At 46.7% G+C, this 16,581-nt stretch carries 12 protein-coding genes; 5 read left to right on the top strand and 7 right to left on the bottom strand.

All coding sequences use genetic code 11. From position 1 onward, the window contains the following. Nucleotides 1-370: 370 nt before the first annotated feature. From LIX84_RS13800 to dhaR, 4 genes are all read left to right on the top strand, one after another. A complete protein-coding gene (locus tag LIX84_RS13800) occupies nucleotides 371-2,323 on the top strand; it encodes a PTS mannitol transporter subunit IICBA (RefSeq protein WP_069542553.1) in 1,953 nt (650 codons plus the stop codon). Between the two features lie 112 nt (nucleotides 2,324-2,435). Beyond that, on the top strand, nucleotides 2,436-3,584 hold the full coding sequence (locus tag LIX84_RS13795; protein WP_226421540.1) for a mannitol-1-phosphate 5-dehydrogenase: 1,149 nt from the start codon (nucleotides 2,436-2,438) through the stop codon (nucleotides 3,582-3,584). A 57-nt stretch (nucleotides 3,585-3,641) separates the two neighbouring features. Continuing rightward, nucleotides 3,642-4,172, top strand: a complete 531-nt coding sequence (locus tag LIX84_RS13790; RefSeq protein ID WP_226421539.1) for an MltR family transcriptional regulator — start codon at nucleotides 3,642-3,644, stop codon at nucleotides 4,170-4,172. Between the two features lie 148 nt (nucleotides 4,173-4,320). After that, complete coding sequence (gene dhaR, locus LIX84_RS13785; RefSeq protein ID WP_226421538.1) at nucleotides 4,321-6,246, top strand: dihydroxyacetone kinase operon transcriptional regulator DhaR; 1,926 nt, start codon at nucleotides 4,321-4,323, stop codon at nucleotides 6,244-6,246. A 78-nt stretch (nucleotides 6,247-6,324) separates the two neighbouring features. Here the strand turns inward: dhaR and ptsP are convergent, their stop codons facing one another. Genes ptsP through dhaK form a run of 3 tightly spaced genes read right to left on the bottom strand, consistent with a single transcriptional unit; the run spans nucleotide 6,325 to nucleotide 10,437 of the window. Beyond that, nucleotides 6,325-8,724, bottom strand: a complete 2,400-nt coding sequence (gene ptsP, locus LIX84_RS13780) for a phosphoenolpyruvate--protein phosphotransferase (protein ID WP_226421537.1) — start codon at nucleotides 8,722-8,724, stop codon at nucleotides 6,325-6,327. Between the two features lies 1 nt (nucleotide 8,725). After that, the gene (gene dhaL / locus LIX84_RS13775) at nucleotides 8,726-9,361 is read right to left on the bottom strand and encodes a dihydroxyacetone kinase subunit DhaL (protein WP_053304323.1); all 636 of its coding nucleotides are present in this window, start codon (nucleotides 9,359-9,361) and stop codon (nucleotides 8,726-8,728) included. 17 nt (nucleotides 9,362-9,378) lie between these two features. Further along, nucleotides 9,379-10,437 (bottom strand): dihydroxyacetone kinase subunit DhaK, encoded by a 1,059-nt coding sequence (gene dhaK, locus LIX84_RS13770; protein ID WP_005392233.1) that lies wholly within the window; start codon nucleotides 10,435-10,437, stop codon nucleotides 9,379-9,381. Nucleotides 10,438-10,790: 353 nt separating this feature from the next. Between dhaK and LIX84_RS13765 the strand changes: the two genes are divergently transcribed. Next, a complete protein-coding gene (locus LIX84_RS13765; protein WP_226421536.1) occupies nucleotides 10,791-11,873 on the top strand; it encodes a glycerol dehydrogenase in 1,083 nt (360 codons plus the stop codon). Nucleotides 11,874-11,926: 53 nt separating this feature from the next. Here the strand turns inward: LIX84_RS13765 and LIX84_RS13760 are convergent, their stop codons facing one another. The 4 genes from LIX84_RS13760 to glmS form a co-directional block, all read right to left on the bottom strand. Then, entirely contained in the window at nucleotides 11,927-13,312 is a 1,386-nt protein-coding gene (locus tag LIX84_RS13760) for a heavy metal sensor histidine kinase (protein WP_226421535.1), read from the bottom strand. Next, nucleotides 13,305-13,997: a heavy metal response regulator transcription factor gene (locus LIX84_RS13755; RefSeq protein ID WP_005392236.1), complete on the bottom strand. Its 693-nt coding sequence runs from the start codon at nucleotides 13,995-13,997 to the stop codon at nucleotides 13,305-13,307. The genes LIX84_RS13760 and LIX84_RS13755 overlap by 8 nt, the downstream gene beginning before the upstream one ends. Before the next feature lie 102 nt (nucleotides 13,998-14,099). Continuing rightward, nucleotides 14,100-14,477, bottom strand: a complete 378-nt coding sequence (locus tag LIX84_RS13750; protein WP_005496993.1) for a DUF3316 domain-containing protein — start codon at nucleotides 14,475-14,477, stop codon at nucleotides 14,100-14,102. A 205-nt stretch (nucleotides 14,478-14,682) separates the two neighbouring features. Beyond that, the gene (glmS, locus tag LIX84_RS13745; RefSeq protein ID WP_005392238.1) at nucleotides 14,683-16,515 is read right to left on the bottom strand and encodes a glutamine--fructose-6-phosphate transaminase (isomerizing); all 1,833 of its coding nucleotides are present in this window, start codon (nucleotides 16,513-16,515) and stop codon (nucleotides 14,683-14,685) included. Between the last annotated feature and the right edge of the window lie 66 nt (nucleotides 16,516-16,581).

Genomic DNA, 16,581 nt, shown 5'->3' with positions numbered 1-16,581 from the left:
GACTTCAAGCAAAATGTGACATTGATCATTTAGAGTATTTAATTTGAATTGAAAAAGAAATTAAAGGTGATCTTAATCACAATGAATTTTGATTTTATATTTGTCAGAGGATCGAATTGATCACTAATATTTTTATTGACAGATTTGAAAGTCATTTTTTGTTATTAAGTTACATATCAATTAATTGATCATCATCACTTAAAAAATGCTTTTCATCCGAAGAAATGCGGGGGTTGATCACGAAAAACCCGTCGTCAGTTCCAATTGGAAAATGTGTGGTAAATTGATTGGGTACTAAGCAATCAAACAAGCGGTTTTGGCGAACCGTTTACGACAACATATTCATCAGAACATCGAACGGGGAATTGTTATGATATCACCAGATGCCAAGATCAAGATACAAAATTTTGGTCGTTTTCTGTCAAACATGGTAATGCCTAACATCGGCGCGTTTATCGCGTGGGGCTTTATCACTGCTCTATTTATCCCAACCGGATGGCTACCAAATGAGACGTTAGCTTCCATGGTTGGTCCTATGATCACTTACTTGCTGCCACTACTGATCGGTTACACCGGTGGTAAATTAGTGGGCGGCGATCGCGGCGCGGTCGTTGGTGCAATCACAACCATGGGCGTGATCGTCGGTACCGACATCCCAATGTTTATGGGCGCAATGATGGTTGGCCCAATGGGCGGCTGGGCAATCAAAAAATTCGATAACTACATCGACGGTAAAGTAAAAAGCGGCTTCGAGATGTTGGTCAACAACTTCTCTGCGGGCATCATCGGTATGCTGTGCGCCATTCTGGCTTTCTTCCTTATCGGCCCATTTGTCAAAGTGCTTTCAGGCGCATTGGCAGCTGGCGTAAACTTCCTTGTTTCAGCGCACCTTCTGCCACTGACTTCTATTTTTGTTGAGCCAGCGAAGATCCTGTTCCTAAATAACGCAATCAACCACGGCATCTTCTCTCCACTGGGTATTCAGCAAGCGTCTGAAACTGGTCAATCGATCTTCTTCTTGATCGAAGCGAACCCAGGTCCTGGTCTAGGTATCCTGTTAGCTTACATGGTGTTTGGTAAAGGTACGGCTCGTCAAACTGCAGGTGGTGCATCAATCATCCACTTCTTCGGCGGTATCCACGAGATTTACTTCCCATACATCCTAATGAACCCTCGCCTAATCCTTGCGGCTATCGCAGGCGGTATGACTGGCGTATTCGTTCTAACTATGTTTAACGCAGGTATCGTTTCTCCAGCATCACCAGGTTCAATCTTTGCAATCTTGTTGATGACTCAGAAAGGTTCAATCGTTGGTGTTCTAGCGTCTATCGCAGCGGCAACAGGCGTGTCATTCGCCGTAGCAGCACTGCTAATGAAGACACAAACGTCAACAGAAGAAGACGGTGATGAAGCAGCACTAGAGAAAGCAACATCACAAATGAAAGACATGAAATCTGCATCTAAAAACGATGCGGTGGTAAACAGCCAAAGCAAAGGTGACGTAGACCTAGCGACAGTACAAAGCATCATTGTCGCGTGTGATGCGGGCATGGGCTCGAGTGCAATGGGCGCGAGCATGCTACGTAAAAAGGTTAAAGACGCAGGTCTGAACATCCACGTAACCAACCTTGCCATTAACAGCTTACCAGAGAGTGCAGATATCGTGATTACTCATAAAGACTTAACGGATCGTGCACGTAAGCATGCTCCAAACGCACACCACATTTCATTGACTAACTTCCTAGACAGCGAAATGTACAACCAGCTAGTCACCAAACTACTAGCAGCACAAAACCAATCCGCAGCCAATGACGACCAAATGGTAAAAGTGTCGCTCGTGGCAGCAAACGACGACAACTTCGAGCCACAGCAAACGTCGGTATTCCAAATCCAGCGTGAGAACATTCACCTAGGTTTGAAAGCAGCCAACAAAGAAGAAGCCATTCGCTTTGCTGGCAACAAATTGGTTGAACTTGGCTACGCAGAACCAGAATACGTAGACGCGATGTTTGAGCGTGAAGCGCTGGTTCCAACTTACCTTGGCGAATCTATCGCGGTTCCTCATGGCACCGTAGAAGCGAAAGACCGCGTGAAGAAAACTGGCATTGTAATCTGCCAATACCCATCGGGTATCCAATTTACTGAAGATGACGACGATGTCGCGAAACTGGTTATCGGCATTGCCGCTAAGAACGATGAGCACATCCAGGTGATCACCACCATTACGAACGCGCTCGATGAGCCGGAAGCAATTGAGAAGCTAACCAGCACCAACGATGTAGAAGAAATTCTGAACATCCTTGGCGGTCAACAAGCGGCTTAATTGCTCCTTTAATTTGCTCCTGAGGCAAACGAGGTCAGCTGTCACCCCCTATGCGGTTGGCCTCACCCTAGTTTCGTAAGTCAACATTTTCAGATATTGGTAGGTAAGAATTATGAAAAACGCAGTTCATTTTGGTGCAGGTAACATCGGTCGTGGTTTCATCGGTAAACTCTTGGCAGACGCAGAAGTCGAGGTCACTTTCGCTGACGTTGATGCGCCGTTGGTAGACCAGCTCAGCCACAAACAAGAATACAAAGTGAAAGTGGTCGGTACTGAGTGCAAAATCGACACCGTTACCCACGTCACAGCCGTAAACTCAGCCAGTGATGACGTGATTGATCGCATCGTCAAAACCGATTTAGTTACCACAGCGGTCGGTCCAAACGTATTAGATATCATCGCGAAAACCATCGCAAAAGGTATCGCCAAACGTTTTGAAGCTGGTAATGACGCGCCACTTAACATCATCGCCTGTGAAAATATGGTGCGTGGCACAACACACCTAAAAGGCGAAGTATACAAACATCTGGATGAATCGCTGCACACAAAGGCAGACGAGTTGGTTGGCTTTGTTGATTCAGCAGTCGATCGCATCGTGCCACCAGCAGAAGCCGCCAACGATGACCCACTAGAAGTCACGGTAGAAAGCTTTAGTGAATGGATTGTGGATGAACAGCAATTCAAGGGCGAAATCCCTGACATCTCAGGCATGGAAAAGACCAACAACCTAATGGCCTTTGTCGAACGTAAGCTGTTCACCCTAAACACAGGTCACTGCATTACCGCTTATTTAGGTTGTTTGAAAGGGCACCGTACCATTCGTGAAGCAATTGAAGACCCAAGCATTCATGCTGAAGTAAAACAAGCAATGCAGGAAAGTGGCGAAGTGTTGATTCGTCGTTACGGCTTCGACCGTGATATGCACAACGCTTACATCGAAAAGATTCTAGGTCGCTTCGCCAACCCATATTTAGTGGATGAAGTGGATCGCGTTGGACGACAACCAATTCGTAAATTGGGTGCAAATGATAGATTAGTGAAGCCATTACTCGGTACAATCGAGTATGGCACTGAAAATAAAACACTTTTGAAAGGCATTGCCGCTGCCTTGAAGTACACTAACGACACCGACCCACAAGCGGTGGAATTACAAACCTCATTAAAAGCCGTGGGCGTAAAGAAAACGCTAGCAACGTACACTGGCCTGGCTGAAGACAGTGTTGAAGTGGCTAAAATCGAAGTGATTTACCACCAGCTTTAATCGAATCAAGGGGAGCTCTGCTCCCCATAAATATAATGTTAAACAGTTACTCAGTATATGGCAGATAACATCAACGAAACCGAGATCATTGAACGACTCAACAGCGCACCATCGGTACGTGGCTTCTTTATTGCGACCGTCGACGTTTTTAACGATTCCATCGACGGGCTAATACAAAGGATCTTTCGTAAAGATAACTTCGCCGTGCAATCGGTTGTTGGTCCCCTACTGCAAGACTCCGGACCGCTGGGCGATCTCTCCGTTCGTTTGAAACTCCTATTTGGCTTAGGCGTCCTCCCAGACGATATTTATCATGATATTGAAGACATCATTAAGCTTAAAAACCGACTTAATAGCGATGCATCCGACTACGAGTTCACTGATCCAAATATTCTAGAGCCAATCAAAAAGCTACATCTGGTAAAGAAAATGGGCATGGTGCAATTAGAAGTCAACGAACCTGATGACGACATCGACCTTGAGTTTTATCAACTCCAACTTCAACGCCAGCAACAAATAATAAAATCAGGTCTCTCGCTCGCCATTGTCGAGATCTGTAACGAACTGGGCAAAGACAGCCCTTTTTAACCCAACCTCCGGCAAGGAACGCCTTCTCTACTAGCCTCTTTTCTTTGCGTATCCTTTCTGTATGACGTGCGTGAAAGCCATCACAGTCCATATTCGTATGTCTCTGTAATATCAGACCAATCTATCGCTGGTATTGAAACGGTATGGCATGCTTTCAATCGAAGACACTAAAACCAAATGGGCGTTTTTCCAGAAACACCATTGGGTATCTCCAGAATTTTCCCGCAGTTCCGTACTTGAGTCGTGGGAGCGTTGCATAAAGCAATGCAGCCCTTATACCTGGTCAAAACCACATATTGCCTCTGGCTTTACCTTCTCATCTCTGATGAAACGCAACGAGCACCTCATCGAATGCGCCACGACCGTACTTGAAGACACTTACGACATGCTAGGAGACGAAGACCTGCTATTGATGGTAACTGATGGCAACGGCTGCGTTCTTTCCGTTGTGGGACATGACTCAATGCAACAAGAGATGCAGGTACTCGGCATTAAACAAGGCTGTTTTCTATCTGAAGGAAAAATTGGCACAAATGCGGTCAATCTTTGTATTAGTACTCATATCCCGTGTGAAGTATTCGCAGCAGAACATTTCAATCGCCACTTACATTCTTATGCCTCTGTAGCAGCACCTGTTTTCGACCAATTTGGCAAGTTACGCGGCACAACATGCCTTCTCAAAAAAGCAGAGAGCTATAAGAAAGAAAACTTGGTCATCATCGCGTCGAGCGCGAAAGAAGTCAGTTTGCAAATCCATATTCAGTCGGAACAAGAAAACATTAACCGCCTCACTTGTGCGCACAACGCAACGTTAGAATGCATGGATGATGGCCTTCTGGCCTGGGATGAAGAAAGCCGTATCACCATGGTAAATCATCAATCAGAGCGCTTGTTAAACATTGAAACCAGTCAGGTCTTGGATAAAGAAGTCTTTTCTGTTTTACGCTTCCCGCCAAATGTCCTCAATAGTATTGAGTCGGGTGCAAGCATCAACCGAAAACTCACAACGGTAGAGGTTCGTGGCGAGTTTGTTGAGGCAATCATTACCTTGCGTCCACTCAACGACGGCACACACTTATTGTTTTTGCACCCTATCGATAAAATTCGCGAACTTGCTCAACAACAAATAGGTGGCAGTGCGCGCTATACGTTCAGTACTTTGCCTGTTATTTCACGAAAAATGAAGCATGTCATTACCGTGGCAAAACGGGCCATAAAGTCCAAATCACCGATTCTAATTACAGGTGAAGAAGGTGTAGGAAAAGCCACTCTCGCCATGGCGATTCATAACGAAAGCACCTACAAAGAAGGGCCGTTCATTACGCTCAACTGCCGCTCCATCAATACAGAGCAACTGGTCAAAGAAACCCTGGGATACGACGAGGGACAAGGCATGCCCTCTAAGTTTGAACTCGCCCATGGCGGTACACTCTTTTTGGAAAAGGTGGAATATCTGTCGCCCGATTTACAAGCCGTGCTACTTAAGTTGTTAAAAACTGGGCTCGTCAGCCGCAGCGACAGTTTGCGATTAATCCCCGTAGACTTTCAACTTATTACGAGCACCGCTTCAGAGATCAGCGAGTATGTCACTCAGCGCTCATTTGGTCGGCAACTTTATTATGAAATCTCCTCGAACGAGCTGCATATTCCACCGCTACGAAAGCGTAAAGAAGACATTGAATTTCTCGTCCAGCAGCTTATCAGCCATTATGAACGCCGCCACAATGTGACAATCTCGATAGAGCCAGTCGCACTGGAAGCGTTGATGAATTTTCGTTGGTCAGGCAACAACTCTGAATTAAGAAATCGAACTGAGCGAATTTTGCTGAACCGCAGTTCTAACTTAATCAAGCTGAACGATATTCCAGAAGACATTAAACTGAATTCCCGCCATACCGCAGAAAATACGCCAGTAATCACGCTAGAAGAAGCCGAGAGAAGAGCTATCGTTCAGGCTTGGAATCAGTGTGATGGCAAAATGCATGATATGGCGAAAGCATTGCAAATTGGCCGCACGACCTTATGGAGAAAAATTAATAAGTTTGGGCTGCAGGAGCAAATGAAGCTGTATTAAGCCAAGAAATGGCGTTCCTAGAAAAGTAAAACCGGCGTAAGCACGCCGGTACACATGTACTAACGATAAAGGTATCGATTAAACATCGACAGACAACTGACGAATCTGCGCTTTTAGTCCCGGTAGCAGACTCGAACTGGCGCTGAATTTTCGTAACCCCACACGAAGCAATGTTTCTGTAGCATTTGGATCGCCTGCCATCTCACCGCACATACTGACCGGTATGCCCGCGCGATCGCCTGCTGAACAAGTGAGTTCAATGGCTTTTAGTACCGATGGTTCAAAGTAGTTCACCAATTCAGCAACGGCGGCGTTGCCTCGATCGGCAGCCATAACATATTGAGTCAAATCATTGGTGCCAATAGAGAAAAAGTCGACTTCTTGTGCTAACGCATCAGCATTCAACACCGCGGCGGGTACCTCAATCATAATACCGACAGGCAAATGAGTCGCATCCAAGCCGAGTTGGTTTGCTTGATGCGCCAACAGCGCTTTTACTTTTCTCACTTCTTCAACCTGAGCCACCATCGGTATCATCAATTGAATATTCGGTTGCTCGTGAAAGGCTCTCAGAATGGCTCGAAGTTGGGCGGTAAACAATGACTCATGTTGAAGGCACAACCGCACCCCTCTCAGACCTAAAAATGGATTATCTTCCGCTGGCATAGGGTAAGCGACTAAAGGCTTATCACCGCCAACATCTAGACTACGAATCGTAAGTGGCTTATCGCCAAGTGCGGCGGCAATATCACGATACACTTGGTATTGCGCTTCCTCAGTCGGCAACTCATCACTGTTTTGAAATAGAAACTCAGTCCGGAATAGACCAACGCCCTCTGCTCCTGATGTTAGTGCATCATCAATATCTTTCGGTCCACCAATATTGGCGAATACTGGAATATGGACACCATCACAGGTGACTGCGGCTTGCTGAGCACTCGCTAGTGCACTTTGTCGGGTGCTTTGCCACTCTATTTGTTGCGCTTCTAATTCCTGCTGTACGGAATCTGAAGGAGAGAACCATAAATGCCCTCGGAAGCCATCAATAGTCACCACTTGACCAGCACGCACAGCATCAAGGCAGCCCTGAGCTTTAACGATGGCAGGAATCCCCATCGCACGAGCAAGAATCGCACTGTGAGAGGTTTTCCCTCCTTCACTCAAACAGATACCAAGCACTTTCGATTTATCAAGCCCGGCCACATCAGAAGGCATCAGGTCGCGGGCCAACAAAACACTGGGTTCCTGAATGTCGATGGCATTAGGCGTTAAGCCTGTCATTTCGACCATAACTTGGCGTGCGATATCATGCACATCTGCTTCGCGTTCCCGCATGTACTGGCTTTCAGCCTGGCGAAACTCGTCGGCCAACGTTTGCAGTGATTCTACCCAAGCTTGCTCGGCTATCATGCCCGTTTGAATTCGCGACTCGACCGATGCCCATAATTCTGGGTCACTGAGCATCATGCTATGAGCGGAAAATATTTCCCCTTTCGGCAGCTTCGCTTGCTCCTGCAAATGTTGAACAACCACGCCTATCGCACGCTTAACCCGTTCAATTTCATCTTGTTCACTTTGGAAATCACGTTCAGGCACAGCTGGCATTTCATGAGTAAAAAGGACAGCAGGAGCAGTAGCGATACCGTCATTGACTCGAATACCAACAACAGCACCTTCAATCTGACTTGAAGCCATGTCATCGAGCAAAGTATCCGAGCTTTCTTCAGGTTCGATAATGCCTTGCTCAACCGCCTCTTTTTCTCCGAAGTGCTCACTAGCTAAGGCTTCAAATGCCTTGATTGCTTCACTGGATTGAGAGCCGAGTGCGCACAGCGTGATCGTCTCTTGGCTACGAACACCAAGTTTCGCAATGCTGTTTAAGCTTTTCGCGTTCACACGGCGCTCGCCTTTTTTCAACCATAATTGGCAGTCAAAAGGCGCGAGTGCACCAACAATGGCCGCAGCGGGACGAGCATGTAATCCATGCGGATTTTGCACTACCCAATCAAATGTCCGCTCGTGTTCAAAGTTCTCTGATACTGGCGCTATCTCAGTGGATATTGTTGGCTGATCGCCAAGGTGCTCTCGTTTTACGCTTAACGCATTCTGTGCCTCTTCGACTACCGTCGATAAAGGCAGTCCGGCGGCAGCAGCCACCGACGCCGCCATGGTCCCTTCAACAATGGGGGCCGAGATAAGGGTGACATTTTCCCTCACGTGATCATCAATCAGATCCAGAGCCATTTCCGTGCTAAGCAACGCGCTGCCAAGATCCATCAACACAACAACCCCTTGTTGATCATGTACCTGCTCAATCGCTTCCATCACGGCAATGGCATCGGTTCCGATCGGGTTCTCTGGATCATCAATCCCAGCCGCAATCGCAAGCTTGGCTTTGCCTTGCGTCATTTGGGTGGCAAGTTCTGCCACCCCTTCTGCAAGGCGACGACTATGAGATACAACTACAATTCCCACCATCTTAATTACCTGCTATTGCCTGCTGTAGTGCTTTAATCATTAACAAAGAAGAGGTTGCACCGGGATCTTGGTGACCAATACTGCGTTCGCCTAAATAGCTTGCTCGCCCTTTTTTCGCCAACATTTCAATCGTGGCAACCGCACTCGTTTCTGCTAGCTCAACCATTTCATTCAGTAAGTGATCGGCGCTCATGCCATTTTCTAACGACGCCTTCACGCTAACTAAAACGGGTAACCAAACATCACACATGGTTTTATCACCCAGTTCCGCTTTACCACGAGACACCACGCCATCCACACCGCTTTTTAGTGCATCGACCAACTCTTCAAACGTTAGTTGCTCTCGGGTTCCGACAGCGGCAGCCGTGCGAATAAACAGCGTGCCATAAAGCGGGCCACTTGCCCCACCGACACTAGAAAGCAAGGTCATGCCCGTATTCTTGAGAATGCTGCCGATATTTTGGTCCGCAAATTGCGGCAGTTTCTCAGCAACTTTTTTAAAGCCTCGGTTCATATTGAGACCATGGTCCGCGTCACCAATATCACGATCAAGGTCGGTCAGAAAATCTTGATTCTCTTGATACGTTTTTGCACATAACTCTAACCAGTGAACGATATGTTGTTTTTCAATTTGCATGTTTGCTCCCCTCCCTGTTACCACTTGATCGCGGCCGTATCGACAGGAGCATCAAACAGCTCCAACATCTCTTTATCTGCTTTCAGCAACGTAATTGAAACGCCTTCCATATCGAGTGACGTACAGAAGTTACCAACCATATTACGCACGATACGGAACCCCGCTTGCTCGCAGTTATGAGCAAGACGGCGGTATACTCCGTAAAGCTCTGAAGTTGGCGTACCACCCATACCATTCACCATCACAATATAGTCGTGTTCAGAGGCGAAAGGCTCAATGCTGGATTCCACTTCATCCCATTCACCTTCGTCACGATTCCAAATACGCAAAGTGCGCTGATAAGGTGTGTTTTCAGCAACTTCAGCAAACATTTCATCCACTAACGTATCGACGTCGGTGTACTTCACTCGCTTGATACCTGGTTCACCATGGATACCAACACCAAACTCCACTTCATCATCTTCCAGAACAAAAGATGGTTTACCCGCCGCTGGCACAACACAAGCATTAAGCGCCACGCCAAATGAGCGACAGTGATTATTAACGCGACGAGCCAGAGCTTCACATTGCTCCAACGAATAACCTTTGTTCGCGGCAGCCCCAACTAACTTCTCAACCAATACCGTTCCAGCGACGCCACGGCGACCAGCGGTATACAGGCTGTCTTTGACTGCAACATCGTCATCCACCAACACCGACCCAACTTTAATGCCATCGGTATGAAGGAGCTCCACGGCCGTTTCAAAGTTCAACACGTCGCCGGTGTAGTTTTTAATGATAAACAGCACGCCCTCACCAGTATTCACTTGGTTACCACATTCGTACATTTGATCAGGCGTAGGTGAAGTAAATACCTCACCAGGGCAGGCACCTGTCAGCATGCCTTTACCAATAAAACCTGCGTGCAAAGGTTCATGACCACAGCCACCACCAGAAACCAATGCCACTTGCCCCGGCGTTTCCTCGTGCCACATGTAACGAGGCTCGTAGTTGGCTTTTAGCTCAGGGCGGGACAATGCCAGGCCCTCCATTTGCTGCAATACAACATCATCGACTTGGTTAATTAACTTTTTCATCGTTCTATCTCATTCCATTTATATTTTTATGTAGGGTATGAATTCATCTTAAACAGAGAAAAAACGTGCTCAACAAAAATCAATCTGTTTCATATTGAAACAACGACTTCGGTATTTTTGTTTCAATATGAAACGAAAAACGATAAATTCGCTTGAATAGTGATCGGCGCCATAAAGCATGCTGATGCTTATTACTTCTGACAGTCGGTTTGACACAGAGGTCATAAAAGCATGGAACAAAACCAGAGATATCCTTCACCACTTACCTCACCAAACCTAATATAAACCTTATCACTACAATGGATTTTCATTGCAGTCCAAAACACACATAAAAAAGGTTAAAGGTTTGAATTATGGACAAAATTATTATCAGCCCAAGCAAATACGTCCAAGGTGAACAAGTACTTACATCTATCGCTCACTATGTGAAAACATTAGGTGAACGTCCGTTAGTCATTGCCGATGAGTTCGTGACTAACCTGGTTGGTGATGACGTCAAACAAAGCTTTGCTGACGAAAAGCTTCCACTCACTATGAACATTTTTGATGGCGAATGTTCGCGCGTTGAGATTGAACGCATCACGGACATTTGTGCGACTCAAAAACACGATGTCATTGTCGGTATTGGTGGCGGTAAAACCTTAGATACAGCAAAGGCCGTTGCGTTTTACACCAAAATTCCTGTCGTGGTGGTTCCTACGATTGCCTCGACTGATGCGCCAACCTCTGCTCTTGCGGTGATATACACACCAGAAGGTGAATTTGCGGAATACTTGATGATCCCTAAAAACCCAGACATGGTCATCATGGATACATCAGTCATCGCAAAAGCCCCAGTTCGCCTACTGGTATCGGGGATGGGCGATGCGCTCTCCACCTACTTTGAAGCTCGTGCCAACATGACCTCTGGTAAGGCAACAATGGCCGGTGGTTTAGCGACGCGTTCAGCGCAAGCTCTTGCGAAACTTTGCTATGAAACCTTGCTTGAAGATGGTGTAAAAGCAAAAGCTGCGGTAGAAAATGGTGTGAGCACCAAAGCGGTAGAAAACATTATTGAAGCCAATACATACCTAAGCGGTATCGGTTTTGAAAGCAGTGGCCTAGCAGGCGCTCACGCTATTCATAACGGCCTAACCAAGCTCGAAGAGTGTCACCATCTCTATCATGGTGAGAAAGTCGCGTTCGGCACGCTTGTTCAATTGGTGTTAGAAAACGCAGCGATGGAAGAGATTAATACGGTTCTCGCCTTCTGCCGATCTGTAGGTCTACCAACCAACTTATTTGATATGGGCGTTAAAGAGCTTAATCACGATAAGTTGCGCGAGGTCGCCGAAGCTTCAACGGCCGAGGGAGAAACCATCCACAATATGCCATTCCCAGTGACGGCAGAAAATGTCTACTCTGCAATTCTAACCGCTCATCAACTGGGTCAATAACCCAAATAACTTCAAACAAGTTTGAGTCCCAAAGGCAAGCCTTAGCTTGCCTTTTATGCTTCAACTGACTTATCACTTCCATTGACACTTGACGATGGCAACATCATGACAAACTGCGTCTTTTCTTTATCTGATGTTACTTTTATCTGTCCTTCATACGCTTGCACGATAGATTGGGTAATCGACAAACCTAGCCCTGCACCGACGCTGCCGACATGTTGGCGAGACTTATCTGCGCGGTAAAAACGGTCGAAAAGGTACGGTAAGTTTTGCTCGGCAATGGTGTCACCTTGGTTGCTGACCGATATCGTCACCCATTCATCAACCACTTGAACGTCAATCACAATGGTTGAATCAGCATACGCATGACGAATCGCGTTGGAGAGCAAATTGCCCACCGCACGCTCAAACATGTTTTTGTCCATATAGAGCTGACCGTCGCCTGAGTTCACGATTCGAACCTCGGCATCTTCGGCCAATATTTCAAAATACGCGACCAAGCGGTCGATTTCCTCCCGCACCGCAAACACTTCGTCATGGCGATGAATGAGCTTGTTTTCAGCCTTGGCAATGTAGAGCAAATCGTTGATGGTTTTCGTGATGCGGTTGAGTTCTTCTAACGTTGAGGCAATCGCATCCTGATATTCCTCAGGCGTTCGACATGCACCTAAAATGACCTGATTTTGCGTAGTAATGTTGGTGAGTGGCGTTTTTAACTCATGTGCTATATCAGAAGAAAACTCGCTCAAGCGGCGAAAACCAGTTTGCAACCTATCGAGCATCGCGTTGTGTTTGTTGGCTAACTCGCGCAGTTCTATTGGCAACGAATCGGGGTCGAGACGAATGCCCATTTGCTCTGGGGATATCTGTTGAATGTGCTGATTCAACCCCACAATCGGCTTCAACCCACGTTTTACAATCCAACCGCTCAACGCGGAAGAAATCACAAACGCCAAACCGAGCGCCCAAAACAAAATCCAGTCGAGTTTATCCAAAAACAAAATATGGTGGTTGATACTCATGCCGAGCACCACCTGATACTCCCCAGCTTGAAACGCAAACGCGCGGATATTCAGCGAGTCCTCACTCCATTCGATGGCGCGCTCGTGATTTAAAACCTGAGGTGAGCTAATGCTATAGGCTCGGTTCTGAGGAATCGTCAGGCTCGAATTCTGATACACGTTCTGCTTGCCTTCAAACACCCACATGTAGAGCGTGCTGTTATTCGCTTGCTTGAACACATCCTCTGGCGAGCGTTTTAACGCTTTCTCAATGGCATTGAACTTACTGGAAATATAGCTGAAATCTTGCGAATAAAAGTGGCGCTCAATGGCGTACTGTAGGATGAAAGCCAAAGAAAAATAGGTCACGAACGTCATGCTAACAAACATCAGCACGAGCTTATTTTTCATGGAAAAAGGGAGCGAAAACTTAGGCATCACAACTCTCTTCGAGTTTGTAGCCCATCCCTCTGACTGTATGAATCAGTGGTTTATCGAACGGTTTGTCCACTTTGCTACGCAGACGTTTGACCGCCACATCAATCACATTGGTATCGCTGTCAAAGTTCATATCCCACACTAACGACGCAATAGTGGTACGTGAAAGCACTTGGCCAGTTTTGCGCATCAACAACTCAAGCAGGGCATATTCTTTGGCGGTAAGCGACATCGACTGCCCCGCGCGCGTGGCAACGCGTTTGATCATATCAAGTTCTAAATCTGCCACACGTAATGTTTGCGGCGATGCGACCACTTGCGCGGAAATATGATGACGAAATACGTTTTGAATACGCGCCAGTAGCTCCGCAAACGCGTAAGGTTTTACGACATAGTCATTGGCACCCAGCTCAAAACCGCGCACGCGATCTTCCACTTGCTCCTTCGCTGTCAGCATGATCACTGGGGTGTGAATCCCACTACTGCGCAATGTATTAAGCACCTGCCAACCATCGAGTTTAGGCAACATAATGTCGAGGAGGATTAAGTCATATTCTTCACTAGTAGCGTGATACAGCCCATCGACCCCATCATGTACTAAATCCACCACATACCCAGATTCAATCAAACCTTTTTGCAGATATTCTCCGGCTTTGTGCTCATCTTCGACGATCAATATTTTCAAGTTCACTTACCTAGTGTGTTAGCGGGAGGATGAGAACCCAGTATAAAGCTCGAAAAAGAGCATGATGTGAACCACACCATATTCTTTCCCATTGGTAAACCATTATCGATTGTTATCGCGTTCGGCATAATGCACTTTGACATTCACTTTACCCAAATATTCCAACTGACCATCTTCATTCATGCGTTCTTGCACGGTCACGAAGCCACCATCTTTTAAATGCGTACTACGAGACTTCACATTAAATGTCAGGATATTGAGCTCTTTATTCAGTTCACGAGCCGTCATGGTTTTAAGTGAATTGAGTTCAGACAGAGCCTGTTGATAAGCCTCATCTGACGTTGCTGTCGGGGTAACTGAGATGGTTTTCATCTCTTCGCGGCTCACGTAGTTGCCACCAGTGAAAAGTGGTTGAGCGAATGCAGATGCGCTAGTCATTGCCATTACCGTTACAAAAAGAGCAGTTTTGATTGCGTTCATGTTGTTAACCTTTGAGTGCTTGTTTTCAATGAGGTCATTATTGAACACCGCCTCTGACACCACCCTTTCAACAAAATGACATTTTTGTCATGAAAGCAACCTACTGGCGAAGGCTCTTGAGCGTTCCATCACGCTTAGAATAAGACAAAAAAAAGCGGCACATACTCTCGCATGTGCCGCTTGGGATTTTTGCTGTTCAGCGTAATTACTCAACCGTTACCGCTTTCGCTAGGTTACGTGGTTGGTCTACGTCCGTACCTTTGATCAGCGCTACGTAGTATGACAGCAACTGCATTGGGATGGTGTAGTAGATCGCCGCCGTGATTTCACTAACGTGAGGCATCGTGATGATCTTCATTGTTTCATCGCCTTCGAAGCCTGCGTCTGCATCTGCGAATACGTATAGAAGGCCGCCACGTGCACGTACTTCTTCAACGTTTGATTTTAGCTTTTCAAGTAGGTCGTTACTTGGTGCAACCACAACAACAGGCATGTCAGCGTCAATCAGCGCTAGAGGACCATGTTTCAGTTCACCCGCCGCGTAAGCTTCTGCGTGGATGTAAGAGATCTCTTTCAATTTTAGAGACGCTTCCATCGCGATTGGATAGAATTCACCACGACCTAGGAACAGTGTGTGGTGCTTGTCTGCGAAATCCGTCGCTAGTGCTTCAATGTCTTTCTCGAAAGAAAGTGCCGCGTTGATTTGCTTAGGAAGTGCGTGTAGCGCTTCAACAATCTCTTTTTCTTTCTCTTTACTAACGCGACCTTGCTCTTTACCTAACGCCGTAACCAGCATCAATAGTGCAGAAAGCTGAGTCGTGAACGCTTTGGTTGAAGCGACACCGATTTCAACACCAGCGCGAGTCATGAATGCAAAATCTGACTCACGAACCAAAGAAGAACCTGCTACGTTACAAATAGTCATCGCCGCCATGTAACCTTTTTCTTTCGCAAGACGAAGTGCTGCTAGCGTATCGGCGGTTTCACCAGACTGAGACAACGTGATCAATAGGCTGTTTGGACGAGTCACAAACTTGCGGTAACGGAACTCAGAGGCGATTTCTACGTCACAGCTCACGCCAGCAATGTCTTCAAACCAGTAACGCGCTGTCATACCTGCGTTGTAAGACGTACCACACGCAACGATTTGTACGTGTTCTACTTTGCTTAGAATGTCAGCCGCATGCACACCGATCGCATCAGTTACAACAGAGTCTGCCGTGATACGGCCTTCCATTGTGTTGATCAACGCTTTAGGTTGCTCATAGATTTCTTTTTGCATGAAGTGGCGGTATTGGCCTTTATCGCCAGCATCATGTTCTGCGTTAGATTCTACGATTTCACGCTCAACCAGCTCGCCCGTTGCGTCAAAGACAGTAACTTCACGGCGAGTGATTTCTGCCACATCACCTTCTTCTAGGTACATGAAACGGCGCGTTACATTCAGTAGCGCAAGTTGGTCAGAAGCCAGGAAGTTTTCACCCACACCAAAACCAATTACGATCGGGCTGCCTGAACGTGCAACTACGATGCGTGAAGGATCTTTGCGATCCAACGCTACCGTGCCGTATGCGCCTTCAAGTTGTTTTGCTGTTTTTTGTACTGCTTCTAGTAGCGTTTCTGAAGTGCGAAGTTCCCACTCAACCATGTGTGCGATAACTTCTGTATCCGTTTGAGATTCAAACACGTAACCACGAGATTGAAGCAATTCACGAAGCTCTTCGTGGTTTTCGATAATACCGTTATGTACAACAGCAATATCGCCGGACATATGTGGGTGTGCATTAACTTCAGATGGTTCACCGTGCGTCGCCCAGCGAGTGTGTGCAATACCCGTTCCGCCGATCACTTTTGCTTCTTCTACTGCATCAGCCAATTCTTGCACTTTACCCAAGCGACGAACGCGCGTTAGGTTTGACTCGCCATCAACAACAGCAACGCCAGCTGAGTCGTAACCGCGGTACTCTAAGCGGCGTAGACCTTCAACCAAAATTTCTGCAACATCTCGTTGTGCTACTGCACCTACGATTCCACACATGTGTTTATCTCCGTTTGTAGTTTTGTTCTTCCCTAGCCATGTTTCAGATAGAGGCAGCAAGCAAAG

Source organism: Vibrio sp. E14 (assembly GCF_020515785.1).
In the GTDB taxonomy this organism is placed as follows: Bacteria; Pseudomonadota; Gammaproteobacteria; order Enterobacterales; family Vibrionaceae; genus Vibrio; species Vibrio diabolicus.
The sequence above is the reverse complement of the archived record's forward strand: the minus strand, read 5'-3'. Positions and strand labels throughout refer to the sequence as shown.

Bases quoted from the DNA above. Each gene is read 5' to 3' on its own strand.
- LIX84_RS13765 (WP_226421536.1), top strand. From the start codon at position 10,791: ATGGACAAAATTATTATCAGCCCAAGCAAATACGTCCAAGGTGAACAA.
- dhaR (WP_226421538.1), top strand. From the start codon at position 4,321: ATGCTTTCAATCGAAGACACTAAAACCAAATGGGCGTTTTTCCAGAAA.
- ptsP (WP_226421537.1), bottom strand. From the start codon at position 8,724: ATGGTGGGAATTGTAGTTGTATCTCATAGTCGTCGCCTTGCAGAAGGG.
- dhaK (WP_005392233.1), bottom strand. From the start codon at position 10,437: ATGAAAAAGTTAATTAACCAAGTCGATGATGTTGTATTGCAGCAAATG.
- dhaL (WP_053304323.1), bottom strand. From the start codon at position 9,361: ATGCAAATTGAAAAACAACATATCGTTCACTGGTTAGAGTTATGTGCA.
- LIX84_RS13760 (WP_226421535.1), bottom strand. From the start codon at position 13,312: ATGCCTAAGTTTTCGCTCCCTTTTTCCATGAAAAATAAGCTCGTGCTG.
- LIX84_RS13800 (WP_069542553.1), top strand. From the start codon at position 371: ATGATATCACCAGATGCCAAGATCAAGATACAAAATTTTGGTCGTTTT.
- LIX84_RS13795 (WP_226421540.1), top strand. From the start codon at position 2,436: ATGAAAAACGCAGTTCATTTTGGTGCAGGTAACATCGGTCGTGGTTTC.
- LIX84_RS13790 (WP_226421539.1), top strand. From the start codon at position 3,642: ATGGCAGATAACATCAACGAAACCGAGATCATTGAACGACTCAACAGC.
- glmS (WP_005392238.1), bottom strand. From the start codon at position 16,515: ATGTGTGGAATCGTAGGTGCAGTAGCACAACGAGATGTTGCAGAAATT.
- LIX84_RS13750 (WP_005496993.1), bottom strand. From the start codon at position 14,477: ATGAACGCAATCAAAACTGCTCTTTTTGTAACGGTAATGGCAATGACT.